At 58.8% G+C, this 18578-nt stretch carries 15 protein-coding genes and 1 pseudogene; 14 read left to right on the forward strand and 2 right to left on the reverse strand.

Annotated features, from left to right (window positions below):
- Positions 1-21: 21 nt before the first annotated feature.
- The 5 genes and pseudogenes from V1289_RS40520 to cyoD form a co-directional block, all read left to right on the forward strand.
- Positions 22-897: pseudogene (locus V1289_RS40520) on the forward strand (heme o synthase); the annotation flags it as partial.
- Between the two features lie 139 nt (positions 898-1036).
- Positions 1037-1894, forward strand: a complete 858-nt coding sequence (gene cyoA / locus V1289_RS40525) for a ubiquinol oxidase subunit II (protein WP_334404794.1) — start codon at positions 1037-1039, stop codon at positions 1892-1894.
- Positions 1891-3879 (forward strand): cytochrome o ubiquinol oxidase subunit I, encoded by a 1989-nt coding sequence (cyoB, locus tag V1289_RS40530; RefSeq protein WP_334404796.1) that lies wholly within the window; start codon positions 1891-1893, stop codon positions 3877-3879. Before cyoA ends, cyoB begins: the two co-directional genes overlap by 4 nt.
- On the forward strand, positions 3876-4508 hold the full coding sequence (gene cyoC, locus V1289_RS40535) for a cytochrome o ubiquinol oxidase subunit III (protein WP_334404798.1): 633 nt from the start codon (positions 3876-3878) through the stop codon (positions 4506-4508). Before cyoB ends, cyoC begins: the two co-directional genes overlap by 4 nt.
- Positions 4505-4900, forward strand: coding sequence for a cytochrome o ubiquinol oxidase subunit IV (gene cyoD, locus V1289_RS40540; protein ID WP_309184084.1), 396 nt, complete (start codon positions 4505-4507; stop codon positions 4898-4900). Before cyoC ends, cyoD begins: the two co-directional genes overlap by 4 nt.
- Before the next feature lie 362 nt (positions 4901-5262).
- On the opposite strand, the gene V1289_RS40545 is transcribed toward cyoD, so the two are convergent.
- Together V1289_RS40545 and V1289_RS40550 are read right to left on the reverse strand one after the other, a co-directional pair.
- Entirely contained in the window at positions 5263-5550 is a 288-nt protein-coding gene (locus tag V1289_RS40545) for a hypothetical protein (protein ID WP_334404800.1), read from the reverse strand.
- 1 nt (position 5551) lies between these two features.
- Positions 5552-5884, reverse strand: a complete 333-nt coding sequence (locus V1289_RS40550) for a hypothetical protein (RefSeq protein WP_334404802.1) — start codon at positions 5882-5884, stop codon at positions 5552-5554.
- Between the two features lie 317 nt (positions 5885-6201).
- On the opposite strand from V1289_RS40550, the gene V1289_RS40555 reads away from it, so the two are divergent.
- From V1289_RS40555 to V1289_RS40595, 9 genes are all read left to right on the forward strand, one after another.
- Entirely contained in the window at positions 6202-7002 is an 801-nt protein-coding gene (locus tag V1289_RS40555) for an acetoacetate decarboxylase family protein (protein WP_334404804.1), read from the forward strand.
- A gap of 129 nt (positions 7003-7131) precedes the next feature.
- Positions 7132-7932, forward strand: coding sequence for an acetoacetate decarboxylase family protein (locus tag V1289_RS40560; protein WP_334404806.1), 801 nt, complete (start codon positions 7132-7134; stop codon positions 7930-7932).
- A 371-nt stretch (positions 7933-8303) separates the two neighbouring features.
- Positions 8304-10271: an FUSC family protein gene (locus tag V1289_RS40565; protein ID WP_334404808.1), complete on the forward strand. Its 1968-nt coding sequence runs from the start codon at positions 8304-8306 to the stop codon at positions 10269-10271.
- Positions 10256-11206, forward strand: a complete 951-nt coding sequence (locus V1289_RS40570) for an HlyD family secretion protein (RefSeq protein WP_334404810.1) — start codon at positions 10256-10258, stop codon at positions 11204-11206. The genes V1289_RS40565 and V1289_RS40570 overlap by 16 nt, the downstream gene beginning before the upstream one ends.
- A 9-nt stretch (positions 11207-11215) precedes the next feature.
- Positions 11216-11419: a DUF1656 domain-containing protein gene (locus tag V1289_RS40575; RefSeq protein WP_309184091.1), complete on the forward strand. Its 204-nt coding sequence runs from the start codon at positions 11216-11218 to the stop codon at positions 11417-11419.
- A gap of 196 nt (positions 11420-11615) precedes the next feature.
- On the forward strand, positions 11616-12203 hold the full coding sequence (locus tag V1289_RS40580) for an AraC family transcriptional regulator (protein WP_309184093.1): 588 nt from the start codon (positions 11616-11618) through the stop codon (positions 12201-12203).
- Positions 12200-15049, forward strand: coding sequence for an ATP-binding protein (locus tag V1289_RS40585; protein ID WP_334404813.1), 2850 nt, complete (start codon positions 12200-12202; stop codon positions 15047-15049). The genes V1289_RS40580 and V1289_RS40585 overlap by 4 nt, the downstream gene beginning before the upstream one ends.
- A gap of 117 nt (positions 15050-15166) precedes the next feature.
- Positions 15167-18079, forward strand: coding sequence for an ATP-binding protein (locus tag V1289_RS40590; protein ID WP_334404814.1), 2913 nt, complete (start codon positions 15167-15169; stop codon positions 18077-18079).
- Between the two features lie 211 nt (positions 18080-18290).
- Positions 18291-18569: a winged helix-turn-helix domain-containing protein gene (locus V1289_RS40595; RefSeq protein WP_334404816.1), complete on the forward strand. Its 279-nt coding sequence runs from the start codon at positions 18291-18293 to the stop codon at positions 18567-18569.
- The last annotated feature ends 9 nt before the right edge of the window (positions 18570-18578 follow it).

Consider the following 18578-nt stretch of genomic DNA (forward strand, 5'->3'; position numbering starts at 1 on the left):
GGGGAAAGACGAACTCGCTTGGTGTCATCGTCTGAGTCTGCTCACCCGCTGGCGGGCCATTGGGGTGTTTCCGACTTCGTCGCCCTCACAAAGCCACGCGTGATGATGCTTGCCGTCTTCACCGCGCTCGTCGGATTGAGCAGCGCTCCAGTTCGACTTGGTCCGCTAACCACTCTTGCCGCGGTTCTTGCCATTGCCGCGGGAGCTGGCGCCGCCGGCGTGCTCAACATGTGGTACGACGCAGATATCGATGCAATCATGAGCCGCACTGCGATGCGGCCAATTCCCCGCGGCAAGGTCTCCCGGTTCGAGGCGCTTGTCTTTGGTCTCGTCCTGGGCGGGTTCGCAGTGGTGGTTCTGGCTTTGGCGACGAACCTCACAGCAGCCGCATTGTTGGCCTGCACGATCCTCTTTTACATTGTCGTGTATACGGCGTGGCTGAAGCGGTCGACGCCACAGAACATCGTCATCGGCGGCGCTGCAGGAGCGCTGCCGCCCGTGATCGGATGGGCCGCGGCAACCGGAGAAGTCGGGCTCGAGCCGCTTGCGCTGTTTCTCATCATTTTCCTTTGGACGCCGCCCCATTTCTGGGCTCTCGCGCTCAATCGCACCGATGACTATGCGCGTGCCCGCGTTCCCATGCTACCGGTGGTCGCGGGACGCGCTGCAACAACGCGCCAGATCCTGATCTACAGCGGCCTGCTGGTTCTCGCCTCGGAGCTACCCTGGGTGCTCGGGTTCGCAGGTGCAATCTATGGCGTGATCGTCGCGATCTGCGGGGCGCTTTTCCTTCTTCTCGCACTTCAGCTGAACAGGAGCACTGGGGCCGATCGCCGCGCTGCTCACAAGTTGTTCGTGTTCTCCATCTTCTATTTGTTCGTGCTGTTTGCGGCCCTCCTGGTTGACCATGGAAGTGGCTCATTCCCGCCCATCCGCGGCGTCCCGGTGCATGCCGAATTCAAGTCAGGCGCCGTCGGCAGCGCCTGCTGCACCGCCAACTTCAGCGAGGTCTGATATGCGATACGGTTTACTTGCTGTGGTCCTGATCGGTGCGGCCACGCTCGGTGGCTGTACCGAAGGCGTGCTCGATCCGAAAGGGCCTATTGCCCTCGCCGAGCGACAGATTCTGCTGAACGCGCTTGGCATCATGCTGGCGATCGTGATCCCGGTGATCCTTGCGACACTTGGCTTTGCTTTCTGGTTTCGTGCATCGAATGAGCGTGCGCGCTATCGGCCAAATTTCACATATTCCGGACGTCTTGAGATGTTGGTCTGGTCCATCCCCGCGATGACGGTGCTCCTGGTCGGCGGCGTCGCATGGGTCGGCGCACACGACCTTGATCCGGGCAAGCCGATTAGCTCAACGGTCAAGCCTGTCAACGTTCAGGTCGTCTCACTCGACTGGAAATGGCTGTTCATCTATCCAGAGCAGGGGATCGCGAGCGTCAACAAGCTGGTCGTACCGGTTGGCACGCCGATCAGCTTCGAACTGACCTCGTCGAGCGTCATGAACAGCTTCTTCGTGCCTCAGCTCGGGAGCCAGATCTACACCATGTCCGGAATGGCGACGCGCCTCCACCTGCAGGCGGACCATCTCGGAACCTATGCAGGGTTCTCCGCCATGTTCAGCGGTGAAGGCTTTCCCGACATGCGCTTTACGGTCGACGCAGTGACAGACGACGGATTTGCGCAATGGGTTCGCCAGACCCGCGAAACTGGTTTGGTACTCGATAAGGAGGCTTATGCCGGCCTGGTCAAGCCGAGCAAGGCGGTCGCGCCGTTCACCTATCGGGCCGTCGCCCCCGATCTGTTCAGCAGCATCGTAAACGCTGGCATGGGGAGGCAAGACTCCTCTCTATCAATTTGTTCAACGTCGCAGAGGGCAGAGCGATGAATCTCCTTGGTAAGCTTGATTGGAACGCGATCCCCCTCCATGAGCCGATCATCATGGGCGCAACGGCCTTCATGGTCCTGATCGTGCTGGTTGTTCTCGGATTCGTCACGGCGAAGGGAGCCTGGCTCTATCTGTGGCGCGAATGGCTCACCTCGGTCGACCACAAGCGGATAGGCGCCATGTATTGCATACTGGCGCTCGTCATGATGCTGCGCGGCTTCAGCGACGCGATCATGATCCGCGCGCAGCAGGCGCTCGCAGCCGGCGGTGCACAAGGATATCTGCCGCCCGAGCATTTCAATCAGATTTTCTCGGCGCACGGCACGATCATGATTTTGTTCATGGCAATGCCGTTCGTGGTAGGGCTCATGAACTTCGCAGTACCGTTGCAACTTGGTGTTCGCGATGTCGCATTCCCTACGCTCAACTCCGTCAGCTTCTGGCTGACTGCCTCGGGCGCGTTGTTGGTCAACATTTCGCTGGCGGTCGGCGAGTTCTCAAAAGCCGGCTGGTGGGGTTATCCCCCACTGAGCGAATTGCAATACTCGCCCGGCGTCGGCGTCGACTACTATCTTTGGTCGCTGCAAATCTCCGGTATCGGCACCTTGCTGGCGGGAATAAATTTCGTCACGACAATCCTCAAACTGCGGGCACCAGGCATGGGCTATATGCGCATGCCGGTCTTCTGCTGGACCGCGCTTGCCGCCAACCTGCTCATTGTCGCGGCTTTTCCGGTGCTGACCGCGACGCTCGCGATGCTGGCGCTCGATCGCTATCTCGGCTTTCACTTCTTCACGCCTGAAGGCCAGGGCAATCAGATGCTGTACTCCAACCTGTTTTGGGTATGGGGGCACCCCGAAGTCTACATCCTGATCCTGCCGGCGTTCGGCGTATTCTCGGAAGTGATGGCGACCTTCTCCGGCAAGCCGCTGTTCGGCTATCGCTCGATGGTAGCCGCGACGATGACCATCTGTATCCTCTCCTTCCTGGTCTGGCTGCACCACTTTTTCACCATGGGTGCCAGCGCAAACGTCAACGGCTTCTTCGGCGTCATGAGCATGATCATCGCTTTGCCGACGGGCGCGAAAGTCTTCAACTGGCTGTTCACCATGTACGGCGGCCGGGTTCGGTTCTCGGTGCCGGTGCTGTGGTCGATTGGCTTCATGGTGACTTTCGTCATCGGCGGCATGACCGGCGTGCTCATGGCGGTGCCCCCGGCCGACTTCCAGCTGCACAACAGCGTGTTCCTGGTCGCACACTTCCACAACGTCGCCATCGGCGGCGTCGTGTTCGGCGTGATGGCGGGGTACAATTATTGGTTCCCCAAGGCATTCGGGTTCAAGCTTGACGAACGCTGGGGCAAAGCCTCGTTCTGGTGCTGGTTCGTCGGCTTCTATATCGCCTTCATGCCGCTCTACGTGCTGGGCCTGATGGGCATGACCCGGCGCATGCAACATTACGACAATTTGTCCTGGCAGCCGTGGTTGATAGCGGCGGCATTCGGCACCGCTATCATCCTGGTCGGCGTCGTTTGCCAAGTCGTGCAACTCGTTGTGTCGATCCGTAATCGCGAGTCGCTGCGCGACGTGACCGGTGATCCGTGGAACGGCCGCACGCTCGAATGGGCGACGGCGTCGCCGCCGCCGGCATGGAACTTTGCGTTCCAGCCCAAGGTCGCCGGACTGGACGCGTTCTGGAACAGCAAAAGCCGCGCGCAAGCGACAAAGGACGAGCCGACGCCGACGCGCCAGTACGAGCCCGTCGAAATGCCGAAGAACAGCGCCACCGGCTTTGTTACTGCCTTCTTCGCAGTCGTCATCGGCTTTGCGCTGATCTGGCACATTTGGTGGCTGGCCGGCGTCGGAGTGTTCGGCGAATTCATGACGGTGCTTGCCTTCTCATTCCGCCGTCACGGCGAAATTGAGGTGCCGGCCGAGGAGATCGCCCGGTTCGTACGGGCCCACCAGGCAGGAGTTGCAGCATGAATATCGCCGTCGCAATTGATCAGATCCCGCAAGACGCACTGCCAAGTGCGAGCGAAGCGGGACCTGCTCCAAAGAGGATCGTGGTCGCCTTTGGCTTCTGGATCTTCCTGTTGAGTGACATCATTATGTTTGCCGCGCTGTTCGCGAGCTACGCGGTCCTCGTGCGCTCCACGGCCGGCGGTCCGACCGGCGCCCAGCTGTTCAATCAGGCTACGGTCGCGATCGAAACTGCTTGCCTTCTCGTTTCGAGCTACACCTGCGGACTGATGTCACTGGCCGTCAACTCACGACGCCGTCTCGGGACTTATCTGGGGGCCCTGATCACATTCGCACTCGGAGCCACGTTTCTTAGTCTTGAGATCCGCGAATTCTCAAGCATGATCGCCATCGGCGGGACGCCGCAGCGGAGCGCCTTTCTGTCCGCATTCTTCACGCTTGTCGGATGCCACGGGCTGCACGTCGCGCTCGGACTGATCTGGCTGATCGTGATGATGGTGCAGGTGGCGGTATTCGGATTCGCTGCGAGGGTGCAGCATCGCCTGCTCTGCTTCTCTTTGTTCTGGCACGCGCTCGACATCGTTTGGGTCGGGGTATTCACGGTGGTTTATCTGATGGGAGTGAGTCCATGACCGAAGCTCGATACGATCGCGCACCCGGAGACAGGCCGAGCCGCGAGATGGACGCATCGGCTCCATCCGAGTTTCTCGTCTACACGATCGGCCTATTTGTCGCGGTTCTTCTCACGGCGACATCTTTCTGGGCCGCTAACACCTCGCTGATTTGGCCAGGTGGCGTAGCTCTGGGCCTCGCTGTCCTCGCCATTGCCCAGATGGGCATTCACCTGGTGTTTTTCCTGCACATCACCAGCGGGCCGGAAAGCACCAACAACGTACTCGCGCTCGCCTTTGGCGTTCTCATCGTATTCGTCGTGGTCGCCGGCACAATGTGGATCGTGGCAGATATGAACGCGAACATGATGATGCCGTCGGGCGCCCCGATGAGCATGAGGATGCAACATTGAAGAGCGTCGCAGGGATACTGGCTGCTAATCAAGCATACCGTCCCTGCGCAGTGCGTTTTCGAGAGTCCTGGTGGCGTGGTCGATCAGGAGGGGGTTACGACCGGCGCACTTGACGGCGGTCTCGCGGTGACCTAGGGCCGGGTGCGGTCGCCGTGCATGTCGATAAACGCTGCCGCGTCGCAAAGGACGACGACAATGGCGGGGCGGGCGCAAACGTGAGCTACCAATTGCCTCGCGAGCTTCCGATTGTTCTTTACCTGGTATATGCCTGTCACAAAACCGGAAATAGCATTGTCGGCGCCGCTCTGTAGCGCGCCGGCCGTTCAGAACAGGACATGAGGAGGTGGAATGCGTCTCAAGCGTCAACCGCGATGGTCGCGCCAGGCGCTGTCGAACAGCGCCGACGCGACGTCAACGGTGAGCTTCCGCCAGGCGATACCGAGTTCGAATGGGTTCGTTGGAGCGAACGATCCGACGAACCCGCCCACCACCATCCATCGGGGGTAGCACTCGATCCCGCAATAGCGCCTCAATGTGGAAAGATCATGCAAGTAGCCCTGTTCCAGCGGTCGCGAGCATGCCGTGCAAATTGAGGTCGTGCGCGGTGCCATGTCGTTCACCAGCACAAACTTCATTTTGTGAACTGACATGTCACCTATCCCTGTATTTTGCGGTGCGTTTGCGAGATTGAGTGCTGTCGCCCGCGCTCGACGGTTGTTTCATTCCCGCCTCGAACGCCGTGCTGCAAGCAACGCTGAGCTCGGCGTTCTTCTCTCTGAGACAAGTTGTTATCTCATCTGCATTGGGGATGAATGCACTGCAAAGTCTGAGCACGTCGGGCGTGCACGCCACGCGTTGTTCTAGTGTTCCTTGCGCGAAGGAGGGAGCGGGCAAGGCCATCGCGGACAGCAAGGCCAGCGACACGCGCCACTGCGTCAAAGGAAGCCGAAGCAGCATCCATTTACCCCGGCTTTCTACGTTCATCAGAGGACCTGCCATCCGTACTCGAAGTCGATACGCATCAGAGCGAATACGAATACGCTCTTGCCGGAGCCGGTGCTTGTAGCGAAACGTCAGCCTTTGTAGCTTTCGACCCCGCAGCAGTCCTCCCGCTTCCCGAAAGTGGGAGTGCGGCGCATCGAGCAGAATGCGAGGCCGTCCGGTCCGGTCGAGTTCAGCATCGGGGCGCACAAACCACCAAGTCGTCACACGTTTGTCCAAGCGTCGGGAACAACACCGACGCTAACATTTCATGTTGAAATAATGCGCGGCTGAAACGCCACTGGTAGTGGGGACGAGAAATGCTCAAAGGATTCACTGCCCCTCGATCCCCCCTCGGCGTCGCTGCACTGGTCCCGTCGCCACCCTGGCATTTTGCAGGTGACGTTCTGGCGGTGGAATTTTGGAATGATCCCGATGTATCAGTCCACAGCCTTCCGACGGGTGTCGAGCTTGATAAGAAACATCCAGGCCACTCTGTTGCGCTCTTCGCAGACTACCAGTTCACCGCGCAGAACGATGAGTATCTTGACCCCGCCAGGTATCAATGTCGCCAGTTCACCGTCCTCCTCGACGCGATGTGGAAGGGGGCACGGATAGCGTGGTGTCCATATTGTTATGCGGATAACGACGCTGCCTTGATGAGGGGTTGGATCCAGGGTTATCCAAGAAAGTTCGGTGCCGTACACCAGACCCGTACCTTTGGCACGGCGAGCGCCGCTTCGGCACCACTCGTGCATGATGGCAGATTCTCGGCCTGCATGTCCGCTCATGGCCGTTTACTGGTGCAAGCCCGTGTTACCTTGCGCGAAAGAGTCGAGCGTCTTGTCGGATTGCTCGATCGCCAGATTGTGGGACGGCGGCATTTTCCGCGGCTCTCCGCCGGCATGCACGACAAGCCAGCTGTGGATGAACTCGTTCGATGCGTCTCGAATCATGTCCTGATTACAGACATCTGGATCGGCGAGAGTGAGCTCAATTTTCCGGAAGCCTATGGCGAAGAGTTGGAAGTGTTGGGACCGCTGAAGGTGGGACGCGGATATCGATTCTCGTTTTCCTATTCCGTCACCGATATCGAGATCCTGGCCGACCTGACCGCCTAGCAGTCGCGGCTGATGCCAACAAGCGCGTCCCGATTGCGGCAGGAATGAACAAGTCGACGCACTTCGATCAAATCAATTGAGGCTGGTTTCGGTAGCCTCTTTGCCGAAGTGATGCATCAGGACACGGGAATGCTCAAGGGCTTTACAGTTCCGAAATCGCCATTCGGCCAGGCCGCTCTAACTCCGCCACCGCCCTGGCACTATGCCGGCGATGCTGTTGGAGTCGAATTCTGGACGGACCCCGATGCGACGGCGGCGACATTGCCGATTGGTCTTTCCCCAGATCCGAACTCAAACGGTCGCGCCGTCATGATGTTTCTGGATTGGCAATTCACCGCCCAGGACGACGAATATCTTGAGCCGGCTCGTTATCAGTATCGCGAGGCGTTTATTTTGGTCGACGCAATGTATCGCGACGTGCCGGTCATGTGGTGTCCGTACATTTATGTCGACAATGACGCTGCACTGGCGCGCGGTTGGACGCAGGGGTTTCCAAAGAAAATGGGTAGCATTTTTCAGACGCGCTCCTTTGCGGCCTCAGGCCCCGCCGCAGCACCGGTTGCGTCCGGCGGTCGGTTTGGCGCCAGCCTCTCGGCGCATGGCCAACGTCTTGCGGAAGCCTGCGTGACCTTGCACAAGCCGGTCGAAAACGGATTGTCTTTCCTCGGCCGACCCACGGTCTTGTTGCGATACTTCCCGAGATTGGCGGCCGGCTACCAGGACAGGCCGGCGGTTAACGAACTGGCGATGTCGATCATCGACAATCTGACCGTTGCTGGCGCTTGGATCGGGAAGGGCGAGCTTAATTTTACGGAAACGAATGGCGAAGAACTACACGCGCTCGCGCCGAACAGGATCGAATCAGGGTTTCGTTACTCACTTTCATACTCAGTTAGCGATCTGAAGATCCTCGAAGACCATGGCTCGTAAGTGACTGAAAATACTCCTGCCGTAACGGCGAAGCGTACAGTCCCGCGCTTCGCCGAGAGGGTCTCCGTGCCACCCCGTCGCGCGGAGACCCTCGGCGGGGAGATGTTTTTGCGATAGGTGAGGAAAGATAGTGGGAAAACGAATGTTTGGTCCAAATCATCGACATGACGAGGGCCGTGCTCGACGGCCGGGCGACCGAGCCTGTCGACCTGGCGAGAATAGCTCTCGTCCGCTGACAGCGATGCGGTAGTGAGCAGAGACATGATGGGGATCGAGCTTCTGCTGCTTGGCCTAGCGCGGCTCTGTGTCAAGGCATTCCACGTCATTGCGGACGGCGGGAGCTGTTCCTTGAAGGCACGTGACGTTCGCGCATGGTAATACCGGTTCACATATGGGCCTATGCCTTCAGAATCTGGCTGGCGGCGGTAGTCGCGCTCTGCATAGCATTCTGGCTGCAACTTGGAGGCGCGTCATCCGCGGCCGTTACTGTGGCAATTCTGGCACAGCCGACGCGCGGCGCCGCGCTTGCCAAAGCGGTTAACAGGATCGCAGCGACACTCATAGGCGCCACCATGTCGGTCGTGATCGCCGGTCTTTTTCCCGGCGAGCGGATCGGAATGCTCGGCGGTTTTGTTTGCTGGATATGCATTTGTGTCTTCGTCGCAAGCTACCTCCGCGGCTACCAGGCCTACGCCGCCGTATTGTCCGGCTACACCGTCGCAATCATTGCGCTCGTCAACATCGATACGCCGCAGAATGTGTTCACGACGATGACTGACCGAATGGCGGCGATCGCGATCGGTATCCTGTGCGTGACGCTGATAAATGATGTCTTCGGATCACCGCCGGTGTGGCGCGGATTGGATCGCCGGATAAGCGATATTTGGCGCGATGTCCGCGGCTATGCGCGCGATGTGTTGGCTGGGAGCCAGGAGAATCCCGAACGGACGGGAGAACTCCTTGCACAAATCTCGGGGTTGAGAGACCAGGTCGACATCGTCGCTCACGATATGGCGGACGGGCGGCACCGGGCTGCGGGCGCAAGGAGTGCCATGCTCGCACTCGTCGAGATCGTCCAACGGGTTCGGCTGTTGAGGTTGCTTGCGCACGGCGATCCCCTGGCCGTGACTGTCAAAGACCAATGTCTTGCCGCTCTCGACGACCATCAGGCCGAGGCATTTGCGTTCCTGACAAAGCTGCGTGAAATCGAGTTGTCCCGCCCGGATATTGTTGTTGGAGCGGTTTGGCATATTCAACAGGCTGTCCGCTTCGTGGAATCGAAAAGCCTGCTCGACGACGGACTGCTATCTTTGCGCGAAGGGCTCGAGCCGGCGCGCGAGGTCCACCTGCCGCAGCGCGGGGAATTTGCCGTTGCGTTGGGCAACGCAACGCGCATTGGAATTGCGCTGGTCACGGGAGCCATATTTCTGGTGTTTGCCGGATGGCCCGCATCTGTTGCTGCCCTGACGATTACAGCGATCCTGTGCGCGCTCAGCACCACAATGCCAAGCCCTTCAAAATTCGCGGTAGCAGCTATGGTGAGCTTCGCGCTGGCCTCGGTGAGCGCTGGAATCGTGCGCTTCTACGTCCTGACCGAGTCACAGGATTTCGTGAGACTTGCCGTTGCAATCGCGCCCGTCGTGATTTTTGGCTGTTTGCTCAGTGTCCTTCCTGCGATCGCCGGCATCGGTCTGATCATGAACATTATTTTCCTGGTCCTGCTCGCGCCGTCCAACCCTCAAGTCTACAATCCGCTCACTTTCTATTCCGAATGCATGTTCGTCGCTTTCGCCCTCGGGGTCGTGTTTCTGGCCTCCCGCCTGGTGTGGCCGATGTCTGCGCTCGACAAGCAACATGCGGCCGTCAGGGCGACGCAGAAAACATTGACGGCATCCGTTGCCGGCACCGAATACAGTCTGCCCGCGCTCGAATTTGATTTGGCTTCCCGGATCGCCGACTACGTCGCGTCGGCTGCCGGCACGCGCCGGCCGCGTCGGGAAGTGCTCAAGGGCCTGCTTTCGACCAATGACTTGTCGCTCGCTGCGGCCTCGGCGCATCGTTATTTAGAGCAAAGCTCGGACGACCCGGTAATCCGTTCAAGGATTGGCCAATTGCGACGCGCTCTTTGGTCCGGGAACAGCCGACGACTTTGCGCCGGCGCGAGATCGATTCTTCGACGGATGCGCGTCAGTCAAGCCGGGGCACGCGAGCCGCTTCTGGCGGCGGCGACCGACCTCTGGTCGGCAGGCATGGTGCTTGAGCGTGAGAAACGCAGGATCCGGCACTTCTGCGACCATGGCGCGGTCAGGAAAGGAGATATTCGATGGTCGTTGCACTGAAGACGAGAAGGCGATCTACGCTCAAGGTGCTCCGTTATGTCGCGACCGGCGTACTTGTCGTCGCGGCGCTTGTTGCCGCGCGTCACGCCTGGCGGATTTACATGACATCTCCATGGACGCGCGATGGGATGGTCCGTGTGCAGGTCGCAAACGTGGCGCCACAGATCTCTGGTCAGATCGTTGAGGTGCGAACACACGACAACCAGCACGTTCACAAGGGAGATGTGCTCTACGTCATCGAAAAGTTCGATTTCGAGGTGGCGCTCGACAATGCCAAGGCAACAATCCTGAACCGCGAGGCCGACCTCGCAGTCAAGAAAGCGCAGAACGCCCGGCGGGCGATTCTCACGACGCTGTCCACCTCGATTGAGGAGAAGCAGGTGTTTGACGGCAACGCGAAGATGGCGGAAGCGGCGCTTGCTAGCGCCAAGGCAGCCCTTTCGCAAGCCGAGATCAATCTGCAGAGGACCGAGGTACAGTCTCCGGTCGACGGCTACGTCACAAATCTTCTGATGCGCGTGGGAGATTTCGCCCGGGCCGGTGCCCCCAACCTGTCTGTGATCGACGAGCATTCCTATTGGATCGATGCCTATTTTGAGGAGACGAAACTCGCCAACATCCATGTCGGCGATCCGGTGGAGGCGACGCTGCTGGGCTTCCAGGCTCCGATCAACGGAAAGGTCGAAAGCATCACGGGCGGAATCAGTGCTGCGAACGCGGCGAGCAGCACGCAGGGCCTCCCAAACGTCGACCCGATCTTCACCTGGGTTCGGCTTGCGCAACGAATTCCGGTGCGCATCAGGATCGAACAAGTCCCTCCGGAGGTATCGCTCGTTGCAGGAATGACCTGCAGCGTCTCGGTTGTCGGAGGAAAGGGAATGCCGGTAGTCGGGCGCGACCGGGGGCTCTTCTATCGGCTGGTAAACCTGCCTTAGGGAGATCCAATGAGCGTACCAAGGGATATTGATTTGGGAGGCATCCTGGTGGCTCCCTTTGTGCGATATCTGTTTCTCGCGTTGGTGATCCTGATCGCCGTTCGATTTGCTGTCGGTCGCCTCGGATTGCGATCAATGTTCGCGAATCCTCCACTCGCGGAGGCGGCCCTGTACGTCTGCATCCTCGCGTCTCTCATAGCATTTTGGATCTGAGCGACTGCCGAGGTGTTCTGAATTGTTGCGAACTCAGGTTCGCAAAGGTCTAACATATTGATCTTTAATGCGAAAGTCGTTTCGCGGGGCTGCGCAACATTAACCTTCCATAACGCTGATTAACGAGCCAAACGGCGCCCCTTGCTGCACTCTCTCGCCGATCCGAAGCCTCGGATAGCTCGTCGAGGGAGTGATCATGGAAGGACTTCAAACTATCGCGGCCGAGTCTTCCTTTGCAGAGGATCAACAATTCCACCTGGTTGCGAACAGCGTGGCCAAGCTGGTTGAGACTGCAAGGCGAGAACTGGGGCGTGATCAGGAGGCGGCCAAGGCGTCGCTGGTCACAGCATCGCACATCCTGCAAGCGGAGATCGAACGTTGTTCGGGCGCTAACGGCTCCACAAGGGGCGGTCTGGCGGCTTGGCAGATCCTTCGAGTACGAGCTTACATTGACAGCAACTTACACCGCACCATTCATATCCGGGATCTCAGTGCAGTCGCGCGTCGAAGCCCGGCGCACTTCTCACGTAAGTTCAAACTGGCCCTTGGCGAGCCGCCACATGCCTACGTGGTGAGAAGGCGTCTGGAGAGAGCCTGCCACCTGATGATGACCAGTGTGGAACCACTGAGCGAAATAGCCCTGAGCGTAGGCTTTTCGGATCAAGCACATCTATGTAGGCTCTTCAGACAGGCCTTTGGTCAAAGTCCGGCCAACTGGCGACGCGAGCGCGGAATCCCTGGCGAGGTCACCTCGAGAACCGGAGCGGACGAGAATATCCCATGAGCGGTCAGCACGGGACAGTCCTGAGCTTCGGCCCTTTCGAACTGTCGATCGGAAACAGACTTCTGACAAATGGCGCAAAGATCGTACCGCTCGGTGCGCGCGCCATGGATCTCCTCATCGTCCTGGTGGAGCAAGCAAACAAGGTCGTTGGCAGGAAAACCCTGATCGAGCGCGTTTGGCCAAAGAGAGGAGTCGAACAGGTCAGCCTCCGCGTCCACATCTCGGCGCTACGCAAGGCTCTCGATCAGAGTGACCCTGGCAGGCGATATATCGCGAACGTGCCCGGGCGAGGGTACAGCTTCGTCGTACCGGTAACGTCACTTTCCTCGCCGACTTCGGAGGATCTCAAACCGTCCTCGAGGTCCCGACTGCCTGCGCGTTTGATGCGGATGCTCGGACGAAGAAACGCGCTGGCCGAGATCCAGATGAAGCTGGCCGAGCAGAAGTTCGTGACGATCGTCGGGCCTGGCGGCATCGGCAAGACCACGGTAGCGGTCGCAGTTGCCGATGAGATGAACGCCACTTTCAACGGCCAGGTATATTTCGTCGACCTGAGTGCTCTCGGCGGCGCTTCGCTCGTCGCGCCGGCCGTGGCCGCAGCACTCGGCGTGTCGGTACAAACAAACAATGTCGTACCAGCCTTGATTGATCGTTTGCAGGAAAGGCCAACGCTCATCATTCTCGACTGTTGCGAACACCTTGTCGACGGGGCGTCGGCTGTGGCAGAAGAACTGATTTGCCGTGTTCCGACACTGCATTTGCTCGCGACCAGCCGGGAGGCGATGCGTGTTGAAGGTGAACATGTCTATGAACTCTGCGCGCTCGCATGCCCTCCGGTAGATAGCAGCTTGTCGGCACACGACGTCCTGCAATATCCCGCTGTCCAACTGCTGGTCAATCGCGTGCGGGCCGTACGAGGTGACTTCGAACTGGTCGATACGGATGCGCCGATTGCCGCGGGGATATGTCGGCGGCTTGATGGAATTCCATTGGCAATCGAACTCGCAGCCGGCAGGGTTGACATATTTGGCCTCAGCAAGACCGCAAGCTTGCTCGACGACCGACTAAACCTGTCATGGATGGGGCGAAGAACGGCTCCGCCGAAGCACCAGACATTGAACGCCGCGCTGGAGTGGAGCTATGACCTGCTTGGTGAGGCAGAGAAGCGCGTACTGAGCCGGCTCAGCGTTTTTGCCGGCGGATTTACCTTCGAAGCGGCCGTCGCCGTTGTCGCTGACGAGACGATAGATGAAGCAAATGTCTCGGATTGCGTTTGGGAGCTCCGTTCGAAATCGATGATTGCGGCTCAGGGACACGGGGCGAGGCTGCGTTTACTCGACACGACTCATGCCTTTGCTTCACAACGACTTGCCGATAGCGCTGAGGATGGCAGCTGGCGCCGGCGTCACGCCCTCTACTTCTGCGACTTGTTCAAACAAGGCGCTTCAATGGATATGCCTGAAAGGCTCAGGGCGCTTGGGGGCGAGGTCGACAATCTCAGAGCCGCTCTGAACTGGGCTTTCTCAGTCGAGGGTGATGCGATAATCGGCGTTGAACTTGCTGCCGCCTCGGCAAGCACCTGGATGGCAATGGCCCTTCTTACCGAATGCCGGGAGTGGATGACGAAAGCCATTAGTCGACTCGACGATGCGAGCGCCGGTTCACGGCAAGAAATGATAATTCAATCCGCACTCGCCAGTTGCATGATGTTCACGGATGGTATGACCGAAGAGTCGTACGCGAGCTGGGCTAAAACGCGCCTTCTTGCCGAGTGCCTCAACGACACTGAATGCCAACTCGATTCTCTGCTTGTTCTCTGGGCTCACCAGATACGGCTTCCAAGTTATGCCGAGGCGACCGAATTGGCAGATCGATGCGGCGATGTCGCTGACGGGAGCGGCAATCGTGGCGCGATCGCAACGGCCAATTACATGCGCGGCGTAACATACCACCACATTGGGCGAATATTGCAGGCCGAAGCTCATTTCGAATTGTCCCTGCATCGCGATGATGAAGCGTGCCGACAATCTCTCATCAAGCGGTTTGGCTACGATCGGAAAGTCGACGCCCTGGGTGTATTGGCTAACCTGGCCTGGCTCCGGGGCTGTCCTGATCAGGCACGGCGCCTCAACCTGATGTCGATCGCCGAGGCACGCCAACTCGATCACGCGGTACCGCTCTGCGTGGCGCTCGCCTGGGCAAGCTTCAACACGTACCTGACAAGTCCGGACGATCGCGAGACTGAAGCGCTCGCCAACGAGCTAGTCGACCACGCCGGAAAATACGCTGTGGAGAGCTATCTCGGCTTCGGCCTCAGCATACAGGCTCTCTGCGGAGTCAGGCGGGGCGAGGGCGATGCAGCTTCGGCGATGCTCTATCGCGGTCTGGAGAAGCTGTCAGCGGCGCGCTATGGGGTCTTCAATTGGATCCTGCAAGCAGAATTTGCAAGATGTACGGCCGTCGCCGGTCGCCCCCGCCAAGGACTTGCTGTCTTCGAACGAGCGAAGATCGATCTTGACGAGATCCAATGGTACGCTCCGGAATTGCATCGAATCAGGGGTGAACTGGCCCTGGGCAACGACGAGGGGCTTGCGGTTGGCAGGCAGTATTTTCTCAGTGCGCTCAAACTATCGGACAGACAGGGGAGCTTGTCGTGGGCGCTCAGGGCCGCGACCAGCCTTGCTCTTGCCGAAGAGTCGGCCGGGCGAAAGGAGGCCGCGTGGCGGACCTTGCAAGCCACTCGCGCGAAATTTCGAGAAGGCCTTGAGACCGTCGATCTACGGTTGGCCAAGCAGGTGTTGAACGGATCATACCGGCCCGATCGCGCCATCAATTCGTTACACTGACCGCTTGTTGCTGGAAGAGGTTTCGGCTAACACTTGAGAGGCTGGGGGTGTATTTGCACAAGACCGACGACGAACGGCGCAACGATCGAATCGTCGAGGATCTTGGCGGAATAACTCATGTCGGTTCAACAAATTGGCTCGTCGAGTGCAATGCGGCTTCGGTTTGGCCCATTCGAGCTGAATGTCGCCGAGCGCTCGCTCAGGAAGGCGAACCAGGTCATTCCACTTGGTGGCAGGGCTTACGACATCCTGATCGCTCTTCTCGAAAACGCCGGCGAGGTTGTCGGGAAAGCCGAACTGATCGCGAGGGCATGGCCTGACGTAACGGTCGAGGAAGGCAGTCTTCGCGTCCACCTGTCGGCGCTGCGCAAGGCATTGGGCGACGGTCAATTCGGTAACAAGTACATTGCGAGTACACAGGGCCACGGCTATAGCTTCATCGCGCCGGTCGCTCGACTTCCCTCGGACCGCGACAAGGATAACGCATCTGCGGGATTGTCCAACCTGCCGCCCGCACTGGGCCGCATGGTCGGCCGCGACGATGTTGTTCTTGAGATTCAAGCCCGGCTGCAGACGGAACGTCTGACTACGATTCTGGGTGCTGGCGGCATGGGCAAAACGACGGTTGCTCTGTCCGTCGGACACTCGGCGCTGGCGCACTTCTCCGGCGCGGTGTTCTTTGTCGATCTTTCGACCGTCAGAGACAAAGAGCAGGTCATCGGCGCCATCGCTTCCGCGGTCGGACTCAACTCACCGTTAGGCGATCCGAAGGAGGCGTTGCTTAATTTTCTGCGCCCTCGCAGGGTGCTTATCATTCTCGATAGTTGTGAGCATCTCATCGAGAAAGCCGCGGAGATCGCCGACCATATTTTTCGAAATACCCCCGACATCTACATACTTGCGACCAGCAGGGAGGCATTGCACGTCCCTGGTGAACGCGTACTTCGTCTTTGTCCACTGGATTGCCCGCCAGAGCAGCCGGGGCTGACTGCGTCAGAGGTGCTTGCCTATCCCGCCGCACGGTTGTTCGCCGAGCGTGTCAGTGTTCGCCGCGGCGACTTTTCGCTCGGTGACGACGAAGCTCCCATGGTTGCCGAGATTTGCCGCAAGCTTGACGGTATTGCACTCGCCATCGAGCTCGCCGCCGGAAGGGCCGCTATCTTTGGCCTCAGGAACACGGTGGCAAGACTGGGTTCGCGCCTCGATCTCTTGAAATTCGGCCGACGAACCGCAAATCCACGGCATCAAACGCTTATCGCAACGCTGGACTGGAGCCACGACCATCTTTCGGAGATCGAACGGGTCCTCTTGCGACGTGTCGCTATTTTCGTAGGGCACTTCACGCTGGAGGCAGCGCTCGCAGTGGCGGAGGAAGTGGGGATAGGCGAGTCCGAGATATCGGGTGCGTTAGCAAATCTCGTCAATAAATCTCTGATCGGGGTTTGGACCAGCTCGCGGGGACCGTTCTACCGGTTGCTTGATACGACGCGCGCCTACGCTTTGGAGAAGTTGGCCACCAGTGGCGAGCAAGATTCTATTGCGCAGCGGCACGCGAGCTTCTCGATTCAAATGCTGGAAAGAAACCCGGTCGATCTCTTCGATTTGGAGTTCACGGAAGCTGCAGCCAACGCCGTACGAGACTATCTTGGAAATATCCGTGCCGCGCTTGAATGGAGCTTTGGTCCCAATGGAGACGACCCCACAGCCATAAGATTAGCGGCCGCAGCTTCGCAGCGACTCCTGGCCATGTCACTGCTATTGGAATGCCGAACATGGATGGAGAAGGCGATCGATCTGATGACGCCGGACTGTGATCCTCGGCATCAGATGAAGATTCAGGCAGCGCTTGCTTTGTCGCTCATGTACACCGAAGGAAATAGTGAGAGGGTTCGCGAGGCGTTCCATACAGCGCTGAACTGTGCGCAGCGGCACGAAGATGCGCGTCTGCATTTGTCTCTACTTAGCGGAATGTCGATGTATCTTCACTGCATTGTCGACGCGGCAGGAACGTATGAACTCGCGCTTCGTAGCGAGGCCGTCGCAAGGAAAACGGGAAGTCCAGACGATGCGGCCATTGCTGATTCCATGCTGGGGGCGGCATACTGTCTGCGTTCTGACCAATTGCGGGCGCAAGAACATCTGAAACGCTCATTACATGGCTTGCCTCACCTCCGACGGTTCAATGCCAGCCAATACTTGTTCGATCTGCGGAGTTCTTCCCTTAGCGCTCTTACCCATTCACTATTTTTCTCAGGTAATCTCGACCAAGCCGTCCACTATGCCAAAATGAACATTGAGGAGGCCGCGAGGTCAGGGCATCCAATTGGACTGTTTCGGGCGCACGCTAACCCTATGCGGCTCTATTTTTGGATCGATGATTTGGAGCAGGTCGAACGCAGTCTTTCAAAGCTCGAGCATACCGCCGAGATGCATTCGTTGGCACCAGCTCGCGCGGTCGCTTTAGGGCTTAGGGGCCGCTACTTGATCCGCGTCGACCGAATGGCAGATGGCATACAACATCTGCAAGAGAGTTTGGAGAAACTTGCAATTCACCGGCACGAAATCCTGACGAGCGATTTCGTCTCTGAATTGACGGTTAGCCTGGCGAAGCAAAACGCGCGTTCGGAAGCGATAGCGCTTATCGATCGATCGATTGCCGCCGTTGTCAAGGCCAATAAGCCTCTTCACCTGCCCGCATTCTTCCTGGCGAAAGGCTCGGCGTTCGCGTCCGGGGATGTGCCTGAGAGTCTGTTGGCAGAGGAGTGTTTCGCGAGGGCGATGATGCAGGCACGGCAAGAATCAGCGCTGCCGTTCGAATTGCGAGCTGGATTGGAACTCGCGCGTATCTGGATCGGGCGCGGCGAGGTGCAGAGAGCCCATGATCTGATCAGTCCCGTCTACAGTCGGTTCTCCGAAGGTCTCACAACACCCGATCTCATTTCGGCCAGGCGAATCCTCGAACAGACGAGCGTTCCGGCGCGGCAAACCGGGCGAAGGGTGGCGAAATCATCTGGCAGAGCGAAAGCTTGAACGGACCGTTGCCCAAATGACAAATAACTGAAACACAAGCCGTAACAGGGAGGAAATGGGTCGGACAGCCTGACAAGGGTCTGAGACTGGGCACTTGCAATGTTGAATCGTGAGGACGGATGTTGTCGACCCAGGTGTGCTCTAGTCTAGCTCTGCCTCTATCGGTGGCACTTCAAGGAAGCTGAAGTTCGGTCCGTTTGAGCTTTCGAGCATGGAGAGGGTGCTCCGACACGAGGGTGTGGTGCTTCCCCTGGGGAGGAGGTCGCTCGGTATTCTGATCTATCCCGCCGCGCGTCCGGGCGAGATTTTAGCAGAGAGGGAACTCATGGATCGTGTGTGGTCGGACGCCGCTATTGAGGAGGCGAGGCTGCGGGTCCACATGGCGGCCATTCGCAAGGCGCTTGGTGAGCGTCAATTCGGCAGCAGATATATCTCGAACATCGAGGGACGGGCCTGCTCGTTCGTCGGCTCTGTCGTCTGTACCGAATAGTACTGGGTT

Source organism: Bradyrhizobium sp. AZCC 2289 (genome assembly GCF_036924615.1).
GTDB lineage: Bacteria > Pseudomonadota > Alphaproteobacteria > Rhizobiales > Xanthobacteraceae > Bradyrhizobium.